The 19,743-nt window shown below is 69.5% G+C and carries 22 protein-coding genes; 10 read left to right on the forward strand and 12 right to left on the reverse strand.

The genetic code is table 11. From position 1 onward, the window contains the following. The first annotated feature begins 18 nt into the window (after positions 1-18). The 5 genes from ACI3KY_RS13210 to ACI3KY_RS13230 all read left to right on the forward strand — a co-directional run bounded on the left by ACI3KY_RS13210 (position 19) and on the right by ACI3KY_RS13230 (position 5,574). On the forward strand, positions 19-846 hold the full coding sequence (locus ACI3KY_RS13210) for an SDR family NAD(P)-dependent oxidoreductase (protein WP_404930625.1): 828 nt from the start codon (positions 19-21) through the stop codon (positions 844-846). Between the two features lie 79 nt (positions 847-925). After that, entirely contained in the window at positions 926-2,719 is a 1,794-nt protein-coding gene (gene uidA / locus ACI3KY_RS13215) for a beta-glucuronidase (protein ID WP_404930626.1), read from the forward strand. Between the two features lie 21 nt (positions 2,720-2,740). Continuing rightward, a complete protein-coding gene (manD, locus tag ACI3KY_RS13220) occupies positions 2,741-3,979 on the forward strand; it encodes a D-mannonate dehydratase ManD (RefSeq protein ID WP_404930627.1) in 1,239 nt (412 codons plus the stop codon). Between the two features lie 10 nt (positions 3,980-3,989). Then, positions 3,990-4,514 carry a gluconokinase gene (locus ACI3KY_RS13225; protein WP_404930628.1) on the forward strand — a complete coding sequence of 175 codons (525 nt, stop codon included), beginning with the start codon at positions 3,990-3,992 and terminating at the stop codon, positions 4,512-4,514. A 22-nt stretch (positions 4,515-4,536) separates the two neighbouring features. Continuing rightward, positions 4,537-5,574 carry a LacI family DNA-binding transcriptional regulator gene (locus ACI3KY_RS13230; RefSeq protein WP_194414708.1) on the forward strand — a complete coding sequence of 346 codons (1,038 nt, stop codon included), beginning with the start codon at positions 4,537-4,539 and terminating at the stop codon, positions 5,572-5,574. Between the two features lie 131 nt (positions 5,575-5,705). Here the strand turns inward: ACI3KY_RS13230 and ACI3KY_RS13235 are convergent, their stop codons facing one another. Together ACI3KY_RS13235 and ACI3KY_RS13240 are read right to left on the reverse strand one after the other, a co-directional pair. After that, complete coding sequence (locus tag ACI3KY_RS13235) at positions 5,706-6,533, reverse strand: sugar phosphate isomerase/epimerase family protein (RefSeq protein ID WP_404930629.1); 828 nt, start codon at positions 6,531-6,533, stop codon at positions 5,706-5,708. 4 nt (positions 6,534-6,537) lie between these two features. Beyond that, positions 6,538-8,058: an MFS transporter gene (locus ACI3KY_RS13240; protein ID WP_404930630.1), complete on the reverse strand. Its 1,521-nt coding sequence runs from the start codon at positions 8,056-8,058 to the stop codon at positions 6,538-6,540. Between the two features lie 139 nt (positions 8,059-8,197). Here ACI3KY_RS13240 and ACI3KY_RS13245 point away from each other — a divergent pair, with 139 nt between their 5' ends. Beyond that, the gene (locus ACI3KY_RS13245) at positions 8,198-9,163 is read left to right on the forward strand and encodes a Gfo/Idh/MocA family protein (RefSeq protein WP_404930631.1); all 966 of its coding nucleotides are present in this window, start codon (positions 8,198-8,200) and stop codon (positions 9,161-9,163) included. A gap of 26 nt (positions 9,164-9,189) precedes the next feature. On the opposite strand, the gene ACI3KY_RS13250 is transcribed toward ACI3KY_RS13245, so the two are convergent. The 6 genes from ACI3KY_RS13250 to ACI3KY_RS13275 form a co-directional block, all read right to left on the reverse strand. Beyond that, a complete protein-coding gene (locus tag ACI3KY_RS13250) occupies positions 9,190-10,038 on the reverse strand; it encodes an NAD(P)H-hydrate dehydratase (RefSeq protein ID WP_404930632.1) in 849 nt (282 codons plus the stop codon). Continuing rightward, positions 10,022-10,747: a histidine phosphatase family protein gene (locus ACI3KY_RS13255; RefSeq protein WP_404930633.1), complete on the reverse strand. Its 726-nt coding sequence runs from the start codon at positions 10,745-10,747 to the stop codon at positions 10,022-10,024. Before ACI3KY_RS13255 ends, ACI3KY_RS13250 begins: the two co-directional genes overlap by 17 nt. A 72-nt stretch (positions 10,748-10,819) precedes the next feature. Next, a complete protein-coding gene (locus ACI3KY_RS13260) occupies positions 10,820-11,494 on the reverse strand; it encodes a DUF6766 family protein (protein WP_404930634.1) in 675 nt (224 codons plus the stop codon). 3 nt (positions 11,495-11,497) lie between these two features. Then, positions 11,498-11,623, reverse strand: coding sequence for a hypothetical protein (locus tag ACI3KY_RS13265; protein ID WP_404930635.1), 126 nt, complete (start codon positions 11,621-11,623; stop codon positions 11,498-11,500). Between the two features lie 116 nt (positions 11,624-11,739). After that, positions 11,740-12,705 carry a TIGR03885 family FMN-dependent LLM class oxidoreductase gene (locus ACI3KY_RS13270; RefSeq protein WP_404930636.1) on the reverse strand — a complete coding sequence of 322 codons (966 nt, stop codon included), beginning with the start codon at positions 12,703-12,705 and terminating at the stop codon, positions 11,740-11,742. 123 nt (positions 12,706-12,828) lie between these two features. Next, on the reverse strand, positions 12,829-13,164 hold the full coding sequence (locus ACI3KY_RS13275; protein WP_404930656.1) for an ATP-dependent DNA ligase: 336 nt from the start codon (positions 13,162-13,164) through the stop codon (positions 12,829-12,831). A gap of 178 nt (positions 13,165-13,342) precedes the next feature. Between ACI3KY_RS13275 and ACI3KY_RS13280 the strand changes: the two genes are divergently transcribed. The 3 genes from ACI3KY_RS13280 (at position 13,343) to ACI3KY_RS13290 (ending at position 15,204) form a co-directional block, all read left to right on the forward strand. Continuing rightward, positions 13,343-14,050: a GAF and ANTAR domain-containing protein gene (locus tag ACI3KY_RS13280; RefSeq protein ID WP_404930637.1), complete on the forward strand. Its 708-nt coding sequence runs from the start codon at positions 13,343-13,345 to the stop codon at positions 14,048-14,050. Further along, positions 14,047-14,790, forward strand: coding sequence for a GAF and ANTAR domain-containing protein (locus tag ACI3KY_RS13285; RefSeq protein WP_404930638.1), 744 nt, complete (start codon positions 14,047-14,049; stop codon positions 14,788-14,790). The genes ACI3KY_RS13280 and ACI3KY_RS13285 overlap by 4 nt, the downstream gene beginning before the upstream one ends. A 75-nt stretch (positions 14,791-14,865) precedes the next feature. Further along, positions 14,866-15,204: a hypothetical protein gene (locus ACI3KY_RS13290; RefSeq protein ID WP_404930639.1), complete on the forward strand. Its 339-nt coding sequence runs from the start codon at positions 14,866-14,868 to the stop codon at positions 15,202-15,204. Positions 15,205-15,214: 10 nt separating this feature from the next. On the opposite strand, the gene ACI3KY_RS13295 is transcribed toward ACI3KY_RS13290, so the two are convergent. The 3 genes from ACI3KY_RS13295 to ACI3KY_RS13305 form a co-directional block, all read right to left on the reverse strand. Further along, complete coding sequence (locus ACI3KY_RS13295) at positions 15,215-15,628, reverse strand: CBS domain-containing protein (RefSeq protein WP_404930640.1); 414 nt, start codon at positions 15,626-15,628, stop codon at positions 15,215-15,217. A 110-nt stretch (positions 15,629-15,738) separates the two neighbouring features. Further along, a complete protein-coding gene (locus ACI3KY_RS13300) occupies positions 15,739-16,899 on the reverse strand; it encodes a hypothetical protein (RefSeq protein WP_404930641.1) in 1,161 nt (386 codons plus the stop codon). Between the two features lie 384 nt (positions 16,900-17,283). Beyond that, positions 17,284-18,069, reverse strand: coding sequence for a DUF2510 domain-containing protein (locus tag ACI3KY_RS13305; protein WP_404930642.1), 786 nt, complete (start codon positions 18,067-18,069; stop codon positions 17,284-17,286). Positions 18,070-18,205: 136 nt separating this feature from the next. On the opposite strand from ACI3KY_RS13305, the gene ACI3KY_RS13310 reads away from it, so the two are divergent. Beyond that, positions 18,206-18,595: a TIGR03618 family F420-dependent PPOX class oxidoreductase gene (locus tag ACI3KY_RS13310; RefSeq protein ID WP_404930643.1), complete on the forward strand. Its 390-nt coding sequence runs from the start codon at positions 18,206-18,208 to the stop codon at positions 18,593-18,595. Positions 18,596-18,614: 19 nt separating this feature from the next. On the opposite strand, the gene ACI3KY_RS13315 is transcribed toward ACI3KY_RS13310, so the two are convergent. Further along, complete coding sequence (locus ACI3KY_RS13315) at positions 18,615-19,667, reverse strand: CorA family divalent cation transporter (protein WP_404930644.1); 1,053 nt, start codon at positions 19,665-19,667, stop codon at positions 18,615-18,617. Between the last annotated feature and the right edge of the window lie 76 nt (positions 19,668-19,743).

A 19,743-nucleotide genomic window follows, 5' to 3' on the forward strand; every position in this document is an offset into this window, starting at 1 on the left:
ACACCGACAGGAAACCGCATGGCCTATCCCTTCGCCGACGTCTCGTCCACGCCGCTCTCCGATCTCGTCTCGCTCGCCGGCCGCCGCGCCCTCGTCACGGGTGGTGCGCAGGGTCTGGGCAAGGCGATCGCCCTCCGCCTCGCCGAGGCCGGGGCCGCCGTGGCGATCGCCGACCTCGACGAGCAGCATGCGGCGGTCGCCGCGGACGACGTCGCCGATCGCTTCGGCCGCGCAGCGGTCGGCGTCCGGATGGACGTCGCGGACGCGGCATCCGTCGCTTCCGGCGCTCAGTCGGCCATCGACGCGCTCGGCGGCATCGACGTGTGGGTCAACAACGCCGGCATCTTCCCCAGCGAGTCGCTCGTCGAGATGCCCGACGAGACATGGGAGAAGGTCTTCGCGGTCAACACCCGAGGCGTGCGGAACGGGGCGCGTGAGGCGGTGAACCGGATGCCCGAGGGCGGCGTCATCGTCAACGTCATCTCGACCGCCGGCTTCCGAGGGATCGCGCCCGGACTGTCCGCCTACGTCGCGTCCAAGCACGCCGCCCGAGGGCTGACGAAGCAGCTCGCGCTGGAACTGGCGCCCCGGGGCATCCGGGTTCTGGGCGTCGCGCCGAGCTACGTGCCCACGGAGGGCAACATGGCGATGGCGGCCGCTGCGATGGAGCAGATGGCCGCGGCGGGCGTGGACCTCTCGAACATGCCGGCGGCGATGTCGCAGAGTCGCATCGGCCGCACCGGGACCCCGGACGACATCGCCCGTGTGGTCCTCTTCTGCGCGAGCGACCTGTCCCTGGTGATGACCGGCAGCACTCTACTGGCGGATGCCGGCGAGACCATCTGATTGGCAACCGATTGCCCAATCTCGACAAACCTGATCTACTAGACCCGTACACCGCAGCGCAGCGCAGGAAGGCCCATCGATGCTGAAGCCCACGCCCACCCCCACCCGCGAACTCGTCAACCTCGACGGAGTCTGGCGGTTCGGGATCGACTCGCGGCTCGGCGAGCAGCCATGGGCGGGTCCGCTCGAGAGCCCGCTCGAGGCCGCCGTCCCGGCGAGCTACAACGACCTCTTCACGGACGCCGAGATCCGCGATCACGTCGGCTGGGTGTACTACCAGCGCGAAGTGCGCGTGCCGCGCGGCTGGAGCGACGAGCGCATCCTGCTCCGCTTCGATGCCGCCACCCATGCGGCGCGCGTCTACGTGGACGACGAGCTCGTCGGCGAGCACATCGGCGGCTACACGCCGTTCGACATCGACCTCACCGAGCGCGTGCAGGCCGGTGGCGCGTTTCGCCTGACGGTCGCGGTCAGCGGCGAGCTCACGAACGAGACCATCCCGCCGGGCAAGATCGAGGTCGGCATGACCGGCAAGCGGACGCAGACCTACTTCCACGACTTCTACAACTACGCCGGTCTCGCACGCTCCGTCTGGCTGTACTCGGTGCCGGCCACGCGCATCGACGACGTCACCGTGGTGACCGGCTTCGAGGGCACGACCGGCCAGGTGGAGTACCGCGTCGAGGTGATCGGCGACGCCGACGTGCGCGTGCGGCTGACGGATGCCGCGGGTGCGGTCGTCGCCGAGGGCTCCGGTGCGGCGGGCACGCTGTCGGTGGCCGACGTCGTGCTGTGGAAGCCGGGAGCGGCGTACCTGTACCAGCTCACGGTGGAGGCCGTGCGTGGCGAGGAGGTCGTGGACTCCTATCCCGTCGCGGTCGGCGTCCGCACCGTCGAGGTGCGAGGCCACGAGTTCCTCATCAACGGCGAGCCGTTCTACTTCACCGGCTTCGGCAAGCACGAGGACGCCGCCGTCCGCGGCAAGGGCCACGACGACGCCTACATGGTGCACGACTTCCAGCTGATGGAGTGGTCGGGCGCGAACTCGTTCCGCACGTCGCACTATCCCTACGCCGAAGAGGTGCTCGACTTCGCCGATCGCCACGGCGTGGTCGTCATCGACGAGACGGCCGCAGTGGGTCTCAACATGGGGGTCGTGGGTGGGATGTCGGGCACGCCGCCCTTCCCCACGTTCTCCGAGCAGTACGCGGGCGCCGCGACCCACGCGGCGCACGCCCAGCACCTGCGCGAGCTCATCGCGCGCGACAAGAACCACCCCTCCGTCGTGATGTGGTGCATCGCGAACGAGCCGGCGTCGAACGAGGACGGCGCGCGGGAGTACTTCGAGCCGCTCGTGGACCTCGCCCGCGAGCTCGACCCGACGCGGCCGCTCACCTACTCGCTGGTGATGTTCGCGACCTTCAAGAACGACCAGATCGTCGACCTCTTCGACGTCGTCAGCATGAACCGCTACTACGGCTGGTACATCGCGACGGGCGACCTGAAGACCGCCGAGATGTACCTGCAGGGCGACATCCAGGGCTGGGTCGAGCGCACCGGCAAGCCGATCATGATGACCGAGTACGGTGCCGACACCCAGCCCGGCCTCCACTCGGTGTGGGATCAGGCATGGACCGAGGAGTACCAGGCCGACCTGCTCGAGATGTACCACCGCGTGTTCGACCGCTTCCCGCAGTTCGTGGGGGAGCAGGTCTGGAACTTCGCCGATTTCGCCACCTCGAACGGCATCCACCGCGTCGACGGGAACAAGAAGGGCGTCTTCACGCGCGACCGCAAACCGAAGTCCGCCGCCTTCGCCCTTCGCCGCCGCTGGCGCGGGCTCGACGGCCGCAAGCCCGGCTCGGACGCCTGACCGACCCCCCGGAGGAACACCATGATCATCGACAAAGCGGAACTCATCGTCACCAGCCCGGACCGCAACTTCGTGACGCTCAAGCTCACGACGGACGACGGGCTCACCGGGCTCGGGGATGCCACGCTGAACGGTCGCGAGCTCGCCGTCGTCGCCTACCTGACCGAGCACGTGGTGCCGCTGCTGATCGGCGCGGATGCCTCGCGCATCGAAGACACCTGGCAGTTCCTGTACCGGTCGGCGTACTGGCGGCGGGGTCCCGTGACGATGGCCGCGATCGCGTCGGTCGACATGGCCCTGTGGGACATCAAGGGCAAGGCGGCCGGGATGCCGGTGTACCAGCTGCTCGGCGGCGCCTCGCGCAACGGGCTGATGGCCTATGGGCACGCGTCGGGCAAGGAGCTGCCCGAGCTGTTCGACTCCATCCGGGCGCACCAGGAGCAGGGGTACAAGGCGATCCGCGTGCAGACCGGCGTACCGACGCTCAAGGCGATCTACGGGATCGCCGCGCAGGGCGCCGACGTCGGCGACGCGACGGTCCGGTACGACCACGAGCCGGCCCGCCGCGGCGCCAAGCCGGTCGAGGAGGACTGGGACACCCGCGCCTACCTCAACCACCTGCCCGGCGTGTTCGAAGCAGTGCGGAACGAGTTCGGCCCCGATGTGCCCCTGTTGCACGACGGGCATCACCGGATGACGCCGATCCAGGCTGCTCGCCTGGGCAAGGACCTCGAGCCGTATGACCTGTTCTGGCTCGAGGACTGCACGCCGGCCGAGAACCAGGAGGCACTGCGGCTGGTGCGTCAGCACACCACCACGCCGCTCGCGATCGGCGAGATCTTCAACACCGTCTGGGACTTCAAGGACATCATCCGCGACCAGCTCATCGACTACGTGCGGGGCGCGGTCACGCACATGGGGGGTATCACCGCCCTCAAGAAGACGCTGGACTACGCGGCGATGTACCAGATCAAGTCGGGCATGCATGGGCCCACCGACATCTCGCCGGTCGGCATGGCTGCCGCCATGCACCTCGGGCTGGCGATCCACAACTTCGGCATCCAGGAGTACATGAAGCACGGCGCCAAGACCGACCGGGTCTTCGAGCAGTCGTTCACGTGGACCGACGGGTACCTGCACCCCGGTGACAAGCCCGGGCTCGGCGTCGAGCTGAACGTCGACGAGGCGGGCAAGTACCCGTACGAGCAGGCCTATCTGCCGTACAACCGTCTGCTCGACGGCACGGTCCACGACTGGTGAGCGGGACGCCGTGACCGACGAGCGAGGGCTGGCCTCGCCCGGTGCTCGCGTGGTCGTCATGGGCGTGTCGGCGTCGGGCAAGACGTCGGTGGCGGCGCGCCTCGCCTCGCTGACCGGAGCGCGCTTCATCGACGCCGACGCGCTGCATCCGGCATCCAACGTGGCCAAGATGGCTGCGGGCACGCCGCTCGACGACGGCGACAGGTGGCCGTGGCTCGACGCCGTCGCCGCGACGCTCGCCGCCGCCGACGCTCCGGTGGTCGCGTGCTCGGCGTTGAAGCGGTCCTACCGGGACCGGCTCCGCGCCTCGGCGCCCGGGGCCGTCTTCATCCACCTCACCGGCCCGGCGGAGCTGCTCGCGGCTCGCGCCGGCGGCCGCGACGGGCACTTCATGCCGCCGGCACTGCTGCGCTCGCAGCTCGACACCCTCCAGCCGCTCGAGGCGGATGAGATCGGCATCGAGATCCTCATCGACGCGCCGGTCGCCGAGATCGCGCAGACTGCACTTGAATGGGTGAATGCGCGTGCGCGCTGAGCAATCGACGACAGGAGTCGCGGTGGAGGAACTGCCCCCCGAACTCGCTGCCCGGATCAAACGCCGGGGCGGTGCCGCGACGATCTACGACATCGCGGAGCTGGCGGGAGTGAACCCGTCCACCGTCTCGCGCGCGCTCAGCAAGCCGGGCCGCATCAGCGAGAAGACCGAGGCGAAGATCCGCGCGGCGGCCGAACGGCTGGACTTCCAGTTCAACCCGATGGCCCGCGCGCTGCCCACCGGCCGCAGCCAGACGATCGGGCTGCTCGTCGCCGACATCACCAACCCCGTCGTGTTCGGCATCGTGCGCGGCGCCGAGCATGCGGCCGCGGCGGCAGGCTACACGCTGGTGATCGCCGAGTCGCAGGAGTCCGGCGAAGCAGAGGCGCAGGCGATCTCACGTCTGCTGCCCAGCGTCGACGGCCTCGTCCTCGCCACCACCCGGCTCGCCGACGAGAAGATCTCGGCCCTCGCTGAGCGCAAGCCGATGGTGCTCATCAACCGTCGCGTGGGCGACGTCGCGGGAGTGCTTCCGGACGTCGAGAGCGGCGTGAACGCGATGATGGACCATCTCGCGGGCCTCGGGCACACGTCGATCGTCTACCTCGCCGGACCCGAGACCTCATGGATCAGCCGCCGCCGCTGGGAGTCGCTGCTGGACGCCGCGGAGCGCCTCGATGTGGGGGTGGTCGAGATCGGCCCCAACAGCCCCACCATCGAGGGCGGGCGCGAGGTGCTCCGCCGCGTGCAGGCCGCACGCGCGACCGCCGTCATCGCCTTCAACGACCTCATGGCGATCGGGCTCATGCAGGCCGCGGCCGCCGCAGGCATCGACGTGCCCGGTGCACTCAGCGTGGCCGGCTTCGACGACATCTTCGGCAGCGAGCTGATCGTCCCGCCGCTGACGACGGTGCAGGCTCAGCTGGAACTCGCCGGGCAGCGTGCGGTCGAGAAGGTGCTGTCCCGGCTCGAGGACGGGCGCGACGCCATCGACGAGGGCCTCCTCGCGACCACGCTCGTGGTCCGCGGGAGCACCGGCCCTCGCCCACCCGTCCGCTGAGCGAGCGAGGTACGAGCAAGACGAAACCCCCGCACCCGGCGCTGTGCGTCGGCTCGATGCGTCTCGTCTCGGTCGCCGGCGATGCCTCGCTCAACGACCGTGGACTCAGCCCCCGGCCGCCGAGCGACTCGTCAGTCCGTCACCGGCACGTCGGCGCCGCGTGCTGCCCGCAGGTAGGCGAGCGACTCGCCGATGGCGGCGAAGACGTCGCCCTCGACATGGTCGAACTCGATGACGTCGTAGTCGGCGCCGGGGGTGGCCCGCAGGATGCCCGCGATGTCGAGGATGCCGTGCCCCAGGGGCACCTGGTCCAAATTCTCGGCTGCGTAGCCCGTGGTGCCGAAGGGATCGCGGACGCTGCCGCCGTCCTTGAGGTGCAGTGCGACGACCCGATGACCCAGCCGCTGGAGCAGTCCCGGCACATCCTGTCCGGCCATCGCCGCCCAGTACACATCGACCTCGAGGACCACGGCGGGATCCAGCTTCGACACGAAGTACTCGTACGCGGACGCGCCGTCGATGCGGTGATGGAACTCGAACGAGTGGTTGTGATAGCCGACGCGGAGGCCCGCTTCCGCCGCCTCGGCAGCGGCCGTGTTCAGTCGCTCAGCGGTGTTATCGACGTCGTCGGCGCTCTGCCAGCGATCTGCGGGAACCATCGGATCGATCAGCGTGTGAACCCCCAGCGCTCGTGCCGCCTGCAGCGTCATGCCGAGCGGCGGCAGCGGCACGCGGCGCCCCTCGTACTCGATGTCGTCGGAGAGGAACGGCGCGTGCGCGGTGGGCGCCGAGAGCCCGTGCCGGACGAGCGCCGTGGCTGTCTCGGGTACGCGGTCGTAGAGCGAGAAGGGCTCCACCGAGCGGATGCCGAGCCCGGCGAGGCGCTCGAAGGTGCCGTCGAGGTCGGCGAGCTGCTCCCGGACGGAGTAGAGCTGGACCGAGATCGCCGGGCGCGGCATCCGGTCAGGCCTTCTTCTCGTCGGCCGCGGCGACGTGGGCGTCCGCCTCAGCGTCCAGGCGCTCGGCGGCGAGGAGCTCGAGTTCGGCGTGTGCGTCGACCCCGACCGAGCCGCCGACGATGACCGGCGGGGTGGGGCTGAACTCGGTGGCGTGGTGCGCCTCCTCGCCGCGAGCCTCGAGCTCGGCCTGCGCCTGGGGAAGGATGAACCGGTCGAAGCGGCCGTACACCATCATGACGACGAAGACGCCGGCGAAGAGCGCGAGCGGGAACCATGAGTACAGTGCGACGATGGCGGAGTTCGCGGCAGGGGCCTGCGTCTCGGCACCGCCGTCGTAGCCGGCGATGGTGAGCACGAGCCCCACGAACGCTCCGGCGAGCCCCGCGCCGATCTTCGTGAAGATGCCCACGATCGCGCCGATGGTGCTCTCGAGGCGGCGGTTGCCCTTCCACTCGTTGTACGAGCACAGGTCGAGGATCAGCACCGCGGCGAGATAGCTCACCGGGAGCAGCGCGAGTCCCGTGAACAGCCCGCCCACGATCAGCATCGGGATGCTGGCGCCCGCGAACGCGTTGATGGTCGAGCCGATCATGCCGGCCACCGCGCCGGCCATGATGATGCGGGAGATGGCGACCCGTTTCATGATCACGGGCAGGAAGATGATGCTGGGCAGGATCAGGATGCCTGCGCCCAGGACGATCGACTGCATGCCGAGATCGCCGACCACGTAACGGAAGTAGTACGCGCCGGCGCCGGCACCGTTGATGGCCGATGCGAAGAGCTGCAGTGCCGCGATGGCGAAGATCCAGGTGTTCCCCTTCAGGGCGACCAGGATGTCGCGGACCTTCACCGGGGGAGCGCCGGCGTCGGCGGTGAGGTGCGTTTCTTTCACGAAGACGAATCTGGACATGCCGATGATGGCCAGCGGGATCGCGAACCACGCGATCGCGGTCGACCAGCCTTCGGGCGACTTGCCGGCGGCGTTCAGCACCATCGGCAGGGTGACGGTCACCGCGATGGCCCCCAGGGAGGTCACGATGCCGGACCGGGTGGTCACCTTCGCGTAGACCCGGCGGCCGTAGAACGCGCGGGCGAGATAGAGGTTGTCGTTCGCGTCGAGGAGCGTGCGGAAGACGGCCTGGATCATGATGAACGTGACGAAGACCCAGATGATCCGGCCGGTCTCACCGAGCGCGGACGGCGTGGAGAACATCAGCCAGGTCGTCGCCCAGATGCCGATGATCGCGAATTCGTAGGGGCGTGCCTTGCCCCAGCGCGTCTCGGGGCTGCGGTCCACGATGTAGGCCGCCACGAGCGCCAGCGCGGCGTTGCACAGGTTGCTGACGAGAAGGAGCACGCCGACGATCGCGGGCGAGAGGCCCAGGGTGTCGGTGCAGTAGATCGCGACGTAGCCCAGGATGATGAAGTTCGCCGCCGCGGAGAGGCCGGCTCCGGCCCAGGCGACGAGCTTGCCGAAGGGCAGTCGTGCGGTCGGGACCGTCGCGGTCGCCGTTGGTGCTGCCATCGCAGAACTCCTTTGTCATGCTGAACGGCATCGGGACTGCCGCCCCTCAAGTAGAACACGTTTCCTTCCGTTTGACAATCGGTTGCCAAATCCCTCCATCGCCGTCCATGATGGGGACACGGCGGCGGAAGGGGCGACAATGCACGGCTGGGGAATCATCGGCACCGGCGACATCTCTGCGCGGATGGCTGCCGACCTTGGAGCGGTGGCACCGGAGCGGGTGCTCGCCGTCTGGGGGCGACGTCAGGATCGGGCCGACGCGTTCGCCCGCGAGCACGGGATCCCCTTCGCGACAGAGCGGCGCGAAGAGCTGTTCGCACGCGCCGACGTCGATGTCGTGTACATCGCGACGCCGGCCCATACTCACCTCGAAATCGCTTTCGAGGCGCTCGACGCCGGCAAGCACGTCCTCGTGGAGAAGCCCATGGCGACCTCCGCCGCAGACGTCGAGGCCATCTTCGCCAAGGCGCAGGCGACCGGGCACTTCGCCATGGAGGCGATGTGGATGCGCTTCAATCCGCTCCACGTCGACGTGCTCGAGCGGGTGCGCTCCGGCACTGTGGGCGACGTGCGAGCGGTGCGCGCGAGCTTCGGGACGCCGTTCCGTGCCGCCGGGACGAAGCTGACTCCCGCCCACGCCGGCAGCGCGCTGCGCGACCGCGGCATCTACGCGGTCACCCTGGCGCACTGGTTCCTGGGTGACCCGACGGCTATCTCGGCGACCGGATCGCTCATGGACGGCGTGGACATCGCAGGTCACGCGACCCTGGAACACGGCGAGGGCAGGTTCGCCCAGCTCGCGTGGTCGGGCATCGAGTTCCTCGACCTGTCGGCTGCTGTCAGCGGCGAGCGGGGCTGGATCACCCTCGATCCGATGTTCTGGGCCGGCCAGTCGGCACGTGTCCACGCGGGCAGCGTCGAGCGCATCTTCGTCAGCCCCGAGCATGTGGAGCACCCGCGGCAGGGCAACGGCTACCAGCCGATGCTGGCGGCAGTCGAGGAGGCCATCGCGGCCGGGCGCCTCCAGCATCCGTGGCACGACCGGGACGCGACGCTCGCCGTCGCACGCAGCATGGACGCGATCGCGGCGCAGCTGCCCGCTTGACGACCGTCCAGCAATCGGTTGTCCGGTCAGTCCCGCAGCACGTCCGTCATGGTCGGGGTGAGCTCGGCCGCGAGCTCGCGCGCGAGGAAGCCGAGCCCGATGCGCTCGGTGAGCCGCATCCCGGCGGCGGCGTGGGTCCACGCGCCCCAGATCGCCGCCCTCTCCGGCTCGACGCCGCGGGCGGCGAAGCCGGCTATCGCGCCAGCGCGCACATCGCCGCTGCCGGATGTGCCGAGCCCCGGACCGCCCTCAGGGATCCGCCAGGAGCGGCCGTCCGGATGCGTCGTGGTCTCGTAGCAGCTGACGACGGCGTCGTATCGCCGCGCGATCTCGAGGAGGTCCGTCAGCTCGTCGCCGTCGGCGAGGGGACGGCCGAGCAGGATCGCCGCCTCCTCCTTGTTCGCGCTGAGGATGAGCGTGCTCGGCAGGGCGCTCCGGTCCAGGTCGGGGAGCACTCCCACCGCGAATGCGTCCAGCACGAGGTAGGCGGGACCCGTGTCGGCGACGGCCAGCACCGTGGCGCGGGTCTCGTCGGGGTCATCGAAGCCCGGACCGATCAGCACCGCGTCCGCCGACCCGAGGTGCGCTCCGAGCCGCCCCTCCAGCGGCGCGTCGGCGTCGTCGGGCAGCGCGTAGATGCCTGCCTCGGGCAGTGCGATGCCCACGTGGGCATCGATGGATGCCGGCACCGCGAGCGCGACGCGGCCCGCGCCGACGCGGAGCGCCGCCTCGCCCGCCAGGATGACGGCTCCGGGCGAACTGCGCGCCCCTCCGACGACGACGACCTCGCCGCGGCTTTTCTTCGACTCGCCGGGCTCGGGGAGCCTCCACTCCCGCAGCACGGCATCGGTGACGAGCTCACTCGGGTTCGACATCGGGATTCCCCGGGTGGACGGTGACTTCGGCGCCCTCGCGCTGCAGGTGCGTCACGTCGGCGAACGTCTCCAACCGCCAGCCGTCCGAGGCACGCACGAGGTGTGTGACGGACGCGTTGAGCACCGTGTGCCCGGCCGCGAAGTCGAGCAGGTCCTCCTCGCGCATGGGCAGCAAGACGTAGAGCACCAGCATCACGACCGCGTCGTGCGCGACGAGCAGCGCACGCCGGCCCGGCTGCTCGAGGCCGTCGCGCAGGAACGAGCGCAGGCGCAGCGCCACGTCGGCCCACGACTCGCCGCCGGGCGGGCGATGGTAGAACTTGCCGAGGTGGAGCCGGCGCTCCGTCTCCTCGGGATGGAAGCGCGCGACGCCGGTGCAGGTCAGCAGATCCAGCACCCCGAGCTCCCGGTCGCGGAGCCGTTCGTCGGCCTCCACAGCAACCGCGGGCTCGGCGTCGCCGAGCGCGATCGCGAGCGTCTGCCGTGCCCGCGCATACGGCGAGACCCAGAAGAGGTCGATGTCGTCGCGATGCCCGTCCAGCCATCGGCCGAGCGCCTCTGCCTGCTCCTCACCGGTGCGGGAGAGGGGCACATCGGCGTCGCGGATATCGAGCGGGATCCGGTCGGCGCCGTCGATCTCGGCCTGTGTGGCGGCGACATTGCCGACGCTCTCGCCGTGCCGCACCAGCCATAGTTCGTCCACCGCCATGACCCCAGGCTACGAAGCCGGACGAGCCAGAAGGGAGGGGCTTGCGGTCGCATGCGGTCCTGTGCGAACCGTCTACTCGCTCTCCGTCGCGGCGGCGTAGTGGGGCAGGCCGACCGGCTTGGACTCGCTCGATCCGCGCTGACGCAGGAAGATCGACAGCGCGATCATCGCACCGACGGCCAGGAACTCGGACTGCCAGTTCTGCAGCGTCCGGTTCCAGAAATCGGGCGAGCCCAGGTATTCGACCCACGAGATAGGCGCCTGGCCGTGTTCCGCGTTCTCCGAGTTCATCACGACCGTGCCCGCGAGCGACTGGGCCAACCACGACAACAGGAACACGGTTCCCATGACGAGCAGCAGCGAGTTCGAGAAGATCGTCTGACGGATGCCGCGAGCCCGCGCCCACGATGGGGAGTCCGGCTTCGCGTGCTCGCCGACCATCTGATCCTTGTCCGTGCCAGGGCCCTCGTCACCCGGCTTCTTCGACTCGGGCGACCCGCGCTGGACGAACCAGATCGTCGCCGCGATGAAGAGGAAGAACTGCAGGAACTCCGACTGCCAGTTCTCGGCGACATCCACCACGAACTCCGAGGACGTCAGGAAGGCACCGAACGCCTGGGGCGGCATCCCGTGCTGCGCCAGTCGCTCGTTGTTCTCGAACCAGCCCGCCACGGACTGCCCGGCGAGTGCGAGCCCGAACAGCGCACCGAACACCAGGCTGAGAGCGTTGTCGCGAAGCTGTCGCATGGCTCATGCTCCGATCAGGGGGATCGTGATCATGTACGCAAGGCCGATGGCGAGGACCGCGATCCACGACCAGAACACCACGGCTTCGCCGCGGCGGGGGCCGGCCTCCTCCGGGGTGAAATCAGCCATTTCGGACTCCTTCCTCACTTCGCATCGTGCCGCTGGTATCGCCGGCCACGGGAGGGGATTGACACCGGTGTCATTCGCGACCAGGCAGTGGAGCGGGTTCCATCACTCCCCGGGCTTCACGCGCGCTCCCTGATCGCGTCCAGGAGCCCTTCTCTCGCGCGCTGCAGGAAGGGACTCTGGTCTTTGGCGACGAAGTGCAGGAACAGTTCGTCGGCGCCGGCGCCGACCAGTGCGCCGAGGCGTTCGGCGACATCCCCCTCATCGGCGGAGATGAGGATGCCGCGCTCCAGCGCCTCGGTGTCATCAGGGTCGGCGAGCCGGTCGAAGTCCTCCGGCTGCATGAGGTCCCACATCAGTGCCGGGTCGACGGTCGCCTGGCGCCACTGATCGCCCGCCGTCCGTCGTGCTTCGGCGCGGGAGTCGGCGAGGCTGACGTGCACCTGCACGGCGCACGGACCGGTGCCCCCGGCATCCCGATATGCGGAGAGAATCGTCCCCACCGTCTCGGCGTCGTGGCCGACGGTCACGACGCCGTCGGCCCAGGACGCGGCCCACGCTGCTGTCTCGGCCGAGGCTGCTGCGGCGCGCAGCGGTGCCGGGTTCTGCGGCCGCGACCAGACGCGGGCGTCGTGCACCTGGAACGCGCCCTCGTGCGTCACCCTCTCGCCGGCGATGAGCCGGCGCATCACGTCGGCTGCCTGCACCAGACGGTCCTGCCGCTCGGCCTTCGCGGGCCAGGCGTCGCCGGTGACGTGCTCGTTGAGCGCTTCGCCCGAGCCGAGGGCGCACCAGAATCGGCCCTCGAACATCTCGGCCAGCGTCGCCAGCGCCTGCGCAGCGATGACCGGGTGGTAGCGCTGACCGGGGGCGGAGACCATGCCCATCGGGAACGACGTCGTGGCCAGGGCCGCCCCCAGCCAGCTCCAGGCGAAGCCCGACTCGCCCTGCGCGAGTCCCCATGGGGCGAGGTGGTCCGAGCACATCGCGCCGTCGAAGCCGGCCCGCTCCGCCTCCTGGACGGCGGCGAGCAGCGTCGACGGCGGCAGCTGCTCGTGGGACGCGTGATATCCGAGGAACACCATGCTCTCCAGCGTGGCGGCGGAACGCGGTCCTGCCCACGCCGTTGCACCGAGTGGGGGTGCGTGCTATCGACGCTGCGTCTTTGCGGCCTTCCGCGTCGCTCCGTCCTCCGGTGCGTGGCGGCTTCAGTGCTCGTGGATCCAGGCGGTGGCGTCGTCGATGCGCTCGGGAGGCTCGGGCACGATGTGAAGGCCCGTGATCGAATTCGCGGTGTAGATGAGAGCCTCGATCCACGCCCGGTTGATCGGCGGCTGCCGGCTGCCGTAGAACTTGTAGACGAGCGAGGCGTGCGAGTGGATCCAGACGGTGGTGCGGCCGTTGCCGATGCTGGGGTCGTCCTTCCAGCTGAACGAGAACGACTCGCCGCGGCGCAGCTTCGCGCTGATCACCACCATGAGGTGAGCCAGGACACGGTCGTCGAAGTCGACTTTGATCGCGCCCTCGTAGATGAACTTGCCCATGAGACCTCCGGATGCCGGGATCACAGCGACGGACCGGAGCGCCGGGTGCATCCCGGTCACCTGCACCTGAAGACAGGATGCACCCGATCGGGGCCTCTCCGCGCCCCCTTCGACGGCGGGCACCCGGTACAGGTGCTGGGCAGGCTCGGCCCGCGCGGGTAGCGTGGGGGAAGGAGACATGATGAACAGCAACTTCGCCGCGGCGCTGGCGCACCTCGAGCAGTCCGGCGATCGGCCGGAGGAGTTCAGCACCCCGTTCGTCGAGTTCCTGCCGATCAGCGGCGCGGCGGTGTCCACACTCGGGGACGTCTTCGGCAGCGAGACCCTGTCGGCGAGCGACGACCGGGCGGCGCATCTGGACGAACTGCAATTCGATCTCGGCGAAGGCCCGTGCTGGGATGCGCTGCGCAGCGCGCGTCCCGTCGCCGCGGCATCCCTTCAGGTGGAGGGCCGCAAGCGGTGGCCGGCGTTCGTCGGTGCCCTCGACGGGGAGGAGGTCAGCTCGCTGTTCGCCTTCCCCCTGCTCGTCGGCGCCCTGCGCATCGGCGCCGTCGACCTGTACTCCCGTCACCCGATGGCGCTCAACCCCGACCACGAGCAGCGGGCATCCGCACTCGCGTACGTGATCAGCCGGCACGTCCTGCGGCTGGCACTCGACGAGCACGCGCGCGAGGAGGACCTCCAGCAGCCGCTCTCGCGTCGTGCCGTGCATCAGGCGACCGGCGTCGTCCTCGCCCAGCTCGACCTGACCCCGGAGGATGCGCGTCTCGTGATCCAAGGGCAGGCGTTCGCCACCGGCAGGTCCATGGCGGATGTCGCGGAAGACGTCGTCGCCGGGCGCCTGCGCTTCACGCGGCGCGACGACAGGATCGAGGTCGAGTCATGACGAAGACCTCGCGCGACAGCCGGATGCTCCAGACCTTCGCCATGCTGGCCGACACCATGGTCGACGACTACGACGTGGTCGACCTGCTCCAGCTTCTGGTCGATGCCTGCCACGAGGTCCTCGGGATCTCCGCCGCGGGCATCCTGCTGGCCGACGACGTGGGCGACCTGCAGGTCGTCGCCTCGACGAGTGAGGCGAGCCGACTGGTGGAGCTCATGCAACTGGGTGCCCAGGCCGGTCCCTGCATCGAGTGCTATCGCACCGGCGCGGCCGTGTCGGTGGCCTCGATCGCGTCGGTCCCGGAGAAGTGGGGCGCGTTCCGCGACAGTGCGACCGCGCACGGCTTCGGTGCCACCGATGCCGTCCCCCTCCGCCTCCGCGACACCACCATCGGGGCGCTCAACCTGCTGCGCGAGGAGGAGGGGCCACCCGACGACTTCGATGTCGTCGCGGCGCGGGCCCTCGCCGACGTCGCGACGATCGGCATCCTCCATGAGCGAACTCTGCGCGAATCCGAGCTGCTCGCACGTCAGCTGCAGCAGGCTCTGCAGTCGCGGATCGTGATCGAGCAGGCCAAGGGCGTCGTGTCATTCACGAACGGCGTTCCGATCGACGACGCCTTCCAGATCATCCGCTCCTACGCCCGCAGCAACCAGGTGCCGCTGAGCGCCGTCGCGGCCCGGCTGGTCAATCGCGAGCTCCGCATCGGCGAAGCCGCAGCCGACGGACTGCCCGGCTGACATGCCGAAAACCCGGGCGTATACTGGCCGCGCGCCCCGGACCCCGGCGTTCTCAAGGAAGACCGGGGTGCACACATGAAGCTGTTGACGAACGGGACAGGAACCTACCTGACCGGCGACAGGATCGCTGAGGCGGTCATCCGCCTCGGAGTCGCGCTGTCGAACGAGCAGCGCGTCGACATCGTCGAGATTCCGTATCGCGCGCCTCACGGGGGAGTCGAACAGGCGACGCTGACGATCGGCTGGCAGACGCGCGTGAACGCCGAGACGCAGGCGACCGCGGGCGACGAACTCGTCGATCACCGTGCCGTCCAGGCGATCGTCGCTCAGGCGCATCGCCTCGTCCCCCGCGGTGACACGCCCATGTCACTCGACGAGGTCGGTCACACGCAGGGGTACGACGACTTGGTGTGACGCCCGGGCGTCACTCCGAGATCTCGGCGACCGTCTCGCCGGTCTCGGCGGGCGCCAGCGCGAGCGCGATGTCAGCCTGGCTGATGATCCCGACGAGATCGTGGCCGTCGATCACCGGCAGGCGGCGCACCTGGTGGCGCTTCATGGTCTCGAGCGCCTCCTGAATGTCGTCATCGGCGCCGACGGTGACCGGCTTCCCTTCGCCGAGCGAGCCGGCCGTGGTGCTCGCGGGGTCGCGGCCCTCGGCGAGGCACTTCACGACGATGTCGCGATCCGTGAGCATGCCCTTCAGTCGCTTGTCCTCACCGCAGATCGGCAGCGCGCCCACGTCGAGCGACGCCATCAAGCGCGCCGTGTCGACGAGTGTCTCGTTCTCGCCCACGCAGCGGGCGTCGGCGGTCATGATGTCCCTGGCAACGGTCATGTCCTTCTCCTTCCCTTGATTCCGCGACTGTAGGCAGGCGACGGATCGATGACGGAGGGGCTTGACAGGGGGCCGGCCGGCGATCTCGGCGGTTCAGCGGGCGGTCGATGTCAGAGCAGCATCACGACGTCGGTGATCACCCAGGTGCCGTCCACGAGGACGACGGTATAGACCCAGTACTCGTCGACCGGGATGGGGGCATCCATCATCTGGCCGTCGGCATCCGTGAGCGAGTCGTAGGTCTCGTGCGACTTGATCTCGAACTTGGTGGCGGACGGCCGCTCGATGTCCGTCGGCGTCACGGCGAAGTTCGCGATGGACTCGCTGTACGAGCGCGACGCAGGCCCGAACGCCGCACAGCCGCTCGTGTTCAGCGCGGTCCGGAAGGATGAGGTGGTCGTCGCCAGATACGCGTCGCAGTCGACCTCGAGCCACGCGTCGTTGTACGCGCGCATTGTCTCGATCGCCGCCCGTTCGTTGGTGTTCGACGGCTCGTCCTCTGCCGCGGCCCCGTTCTCCCCTTCGGCGATCTTCCACGTGCCGTCCTCGTCGACGACGAGGTGGTATCGGTACGGCGCACCCGCCTCGTACGGCGGATCGAGCGGAGCGCCGAACTCGTCGACGTCGAGCGTGCACACCTCGACGACGTCGACGATGATCTCGCCCATGTGCGGGTCGACGTTGGTGCGGAAGCGGATGTCTTCTGGGTGGACGTCCATCGGGCAGTAGGCGTTCTGATCGCTGATGTACTGCTCGAAGGTGGGACAGTCCGTCCAGGCCATGAGTTCGCGATAGCCGGCTGTCGTGGACGCCTCGAGGGCAGCGCAGTCCCCGGACGAGTATGCCGCTCGCCAGTCGGACATCGTCCGGGCGACCGCCTGCTTCTCGTCGGCGGTCAGCTGGCCCTCGGTGCGACCGCCGGTGACGTCGTGGAGGGCGTCGACCTTCCACGCCCCGTCGGCGCGGACGAGGTGGTACCGATGGTCTGCTTCGAGCGTCACCGGGGTGGCGACCGGACGTCCATCTTCGTCGATGTAGCTCTGTGCCTCGGTGTGCATGCGTACGGCGATCGTCCCGCGGCCGGTTCCGATCGCGGAGATGGGTGTCAGCTCGAGCGATTTCAGGATCCCGGCGCGGTCGCTGGCGTACTGTGCGAAGACCTCGCAGTCCGCCAGGCCGATGCGCTCGCGGTACGCGGTGGTCGTCGCCGCCACGAACCCGTCGCAGTCCTCTTCGGCGAACGCCTGCTCGTATGCGGCAACAGCAGTCATGGCGTCGGCCTGGTTCCCGCCGGGGTGGGAGGGCGACGGGGACGGCTCGGCGGTGGAGGGTGCGTCGAGAATCGACGTCGAGGCGGCCGCCGCGGCGGGGAGTGAGGTGATGGCGGCCGCGCCGACGAAGATGGTCAGAACCGCCGCGCCGATCCGCCGATGTCGCCACCGTGGCCGTCGAGATGCCCGATGCCGTTCGTCGTCGTGGGCATATCCGCCGACAATGTCGGCGGTGCGTCGGGCGCGGCCACGGCCGCTGCCGGACGAGCCCCCAGAGCTCCCCATGGCCGGAGCATAGCCCTTGGCGGCGGCGTTGGCATCAATCGATCCCGAACCGATGCCTGCGCCTCCGTCGGGCGGCCCCGCCGACCTGCGGGCGCCGGATCACTGCAGGTTGTCGATGACCCACTCGTCCCCGTCGGTGACGACGGTGTACACCCAGTCGATCGAGTCATCGGTGGGCTCGTCGAGCGGCTCGCCGTTGTCGTCCACGAGCGCAGTGAAACTCTCGGTGGTGGTCACGACGATCGCATCCTCCTCCTGCCGCACGTCGGTGACCTCGACCTCGTAGTCCTCGACCGCCGACCCGAAGGCCTCGGCCTCGCTCTCGAAGGCCGAGCAATCCGTGAGCCCCGACTCCGTGCGAAAACCCTCCGTCGTCGATGCCACGTACGCGTCGCAATCCGCGTCCTGCCAGGCGTCGTCGTAGAGCTCGACCGCCGCGACGGCGGCCTGCTGATCCGCATCGGCGGGGTCGCCCGCGCCCGACGATCCGATCTGGCCGACACCGGCGGCCAGCAGCCGGGACAGGAGCACGCCGCCGAGGATGAGGATGGCGAGCACGACGACGCCGACGATCACCCACACGATCCACAGCCTCGACTTCGGTGGCGACGGGGGAGCTGCGGGTGCCGGGTACGGGGCGGTCGCGACGGCGGGCGCGCCGGCGGGACCCTGGTACGCCGCGACCGGGTCGAGCGGGGCCGACGGGTCGGAAGGGGGTCCCGGATCGTGAGCTGCCGCAGCGTCGGCCGCGACCGCGTCCGGGCCGGAGGCGGATTCCGCCAGAGCGGGGTCGGGTTCGGCGACGTGCTCGGTCCACCGCGTGCCGTCCCACCACCGCAGGGCGCTGTGGCCGTCGTCGTACCACCCGGGCGGAGTCGTCGTCATGCGAGAACGATAGACCCGCGGCATCCGTCTCCGTCAGACCAGTGGCTGCAGGCGGCGGCGTCCGCCCCTCGGACGTGGCGCAGATCCCCGTACCGCGCCGACCGTCGGCCCGTCTCACGGCGACTAGCGTGGGAGCATGCGGGAACTGTCGGAGGCGGGCGTGGAGTTCGTCCGCGAGCGGCACATCGGCACGCTGTCGACCATCGCGCGGTGGGGCGGCATCCATTCGGTCCCCGTCGGCTTCACCCTCGACGGCGGCGTTCTGCGCATCATCACGTCACGCGACTCTCAGAAGGTGCGCAACATCCTGCGGGACGGCACCGCGACAGTCAGCCAGGTCGACGGTGCGCGGTGGCTGGCGTTCCCCGCGCGCGCGACGGTGCACGACGATCCCGAAGAGGTCGCGCTGGCGGTCGAGCTCTACGCGCGGCGGTATCGTCAACCGCGCGTGAATCCGTCCCGGGTCGCCATCCAGCTGCTGCCCGAGCGGCTGATGGGCAGCAGCGGGCTTCTCCGAGCGGTGTGATCCGTCTCGGAGCTGCCGGTCAGAGCCACCGGCGGCGCTTGAAGAGCACGTAGATCACGAGATCGAGCACGATGATGGTCAGTCCGATCACGATCCACCCGTACTGCCACTGCACGAGCGGGATGTTCTTGAAGTTCATGCCGTAGAGCCCCGCGATGAGGGTCGGAACGGCGAGGAGAGCCGCGAAGGCCGAGATCGTGCGCATGTCCTGGTTCTGCCGCGCCGCCACGTTGTTCTCGTAGCTGGAGAGGATCGCGTCCAGGCCCTTGCTCTGGTTGTTGATGAGCGCCGCGGTCCCGGCGGCGTCGTCGAGCAGGTCGTGCAGGTACGGCAGGATGCGCTCGCTGCCGACGGTGAGCGTCTCGAGATGGCGGGTGCTCTCGTGCAGCGCCGCGGCGATGCTCGACACCGCACGGTCCACGCGGCCGATGTCCTTGCGGATGCGATAGATGCGGTGGTGGTCCTCGCGCTCGCTCTCGCTGAAGACCTGCTCCTCGAGCTCTTCGAGAGCGGACTCGACCGACGCCGCCGCCCTGGCATACCCGTCGACGATCTCGCCCATGATCGTGTAGGCCGCCGGCAGCGTGTCGGTGCGAGCCTGGTCGGGCGCGTCTCCGAGCAGTTTCGGCAGGTCAGGCGGCTCGCCGCCGTTGCCGCGCTGCACCGTGAGCAGCCACCCTTCGCCGATGTAGAGGAACGTCTCGCCCAGCACGAGCGCCTGGTCGGCGGTGTGGAGCACGTTCCAGAGCATGACGAAGAGGTGCTCGTCGAACTTCTGCACCTTCGGCTGCTGCCGGCGTGAGACGACGTCGGCGACGGCGGTGGGATGGATGCCGAGCACGTCGCGCGCGCGTCGCACGGTGTCCTCATCGGGCTCGACCAGGTGCAGCCAGATGAACTCGTCCTTCCGGCGGGTGCGGCGGACGATGGGGGGCACGTCCTCCAGCGCGGCATCCGTCAGCGGTTCGATCCCGCTGCCGACGATGAAGATCCGGAGCGAGTCGTCGTCGGTGTCCGCCGGCGCGAGTCCCCGTGTGGCGGACTCGTTCTGCTCCTGCGACGGTTGCGGCATCAGAGGCACCTCCTACGGACTGTCGTCGGGTCGCTCCGCGTGGCATCCGACCGCGCGAGCGTCGACGCGGCGGGCA

It is taken from the genome of Microbacterium sp. ZW T2_14 (genome assembly GCF_044987405.1).
Classification (GTDB): Bacteria; Actinomycetota; Actinomycetes; order Actinomycetales; family Microbacteriaceae; genus Microbacterium.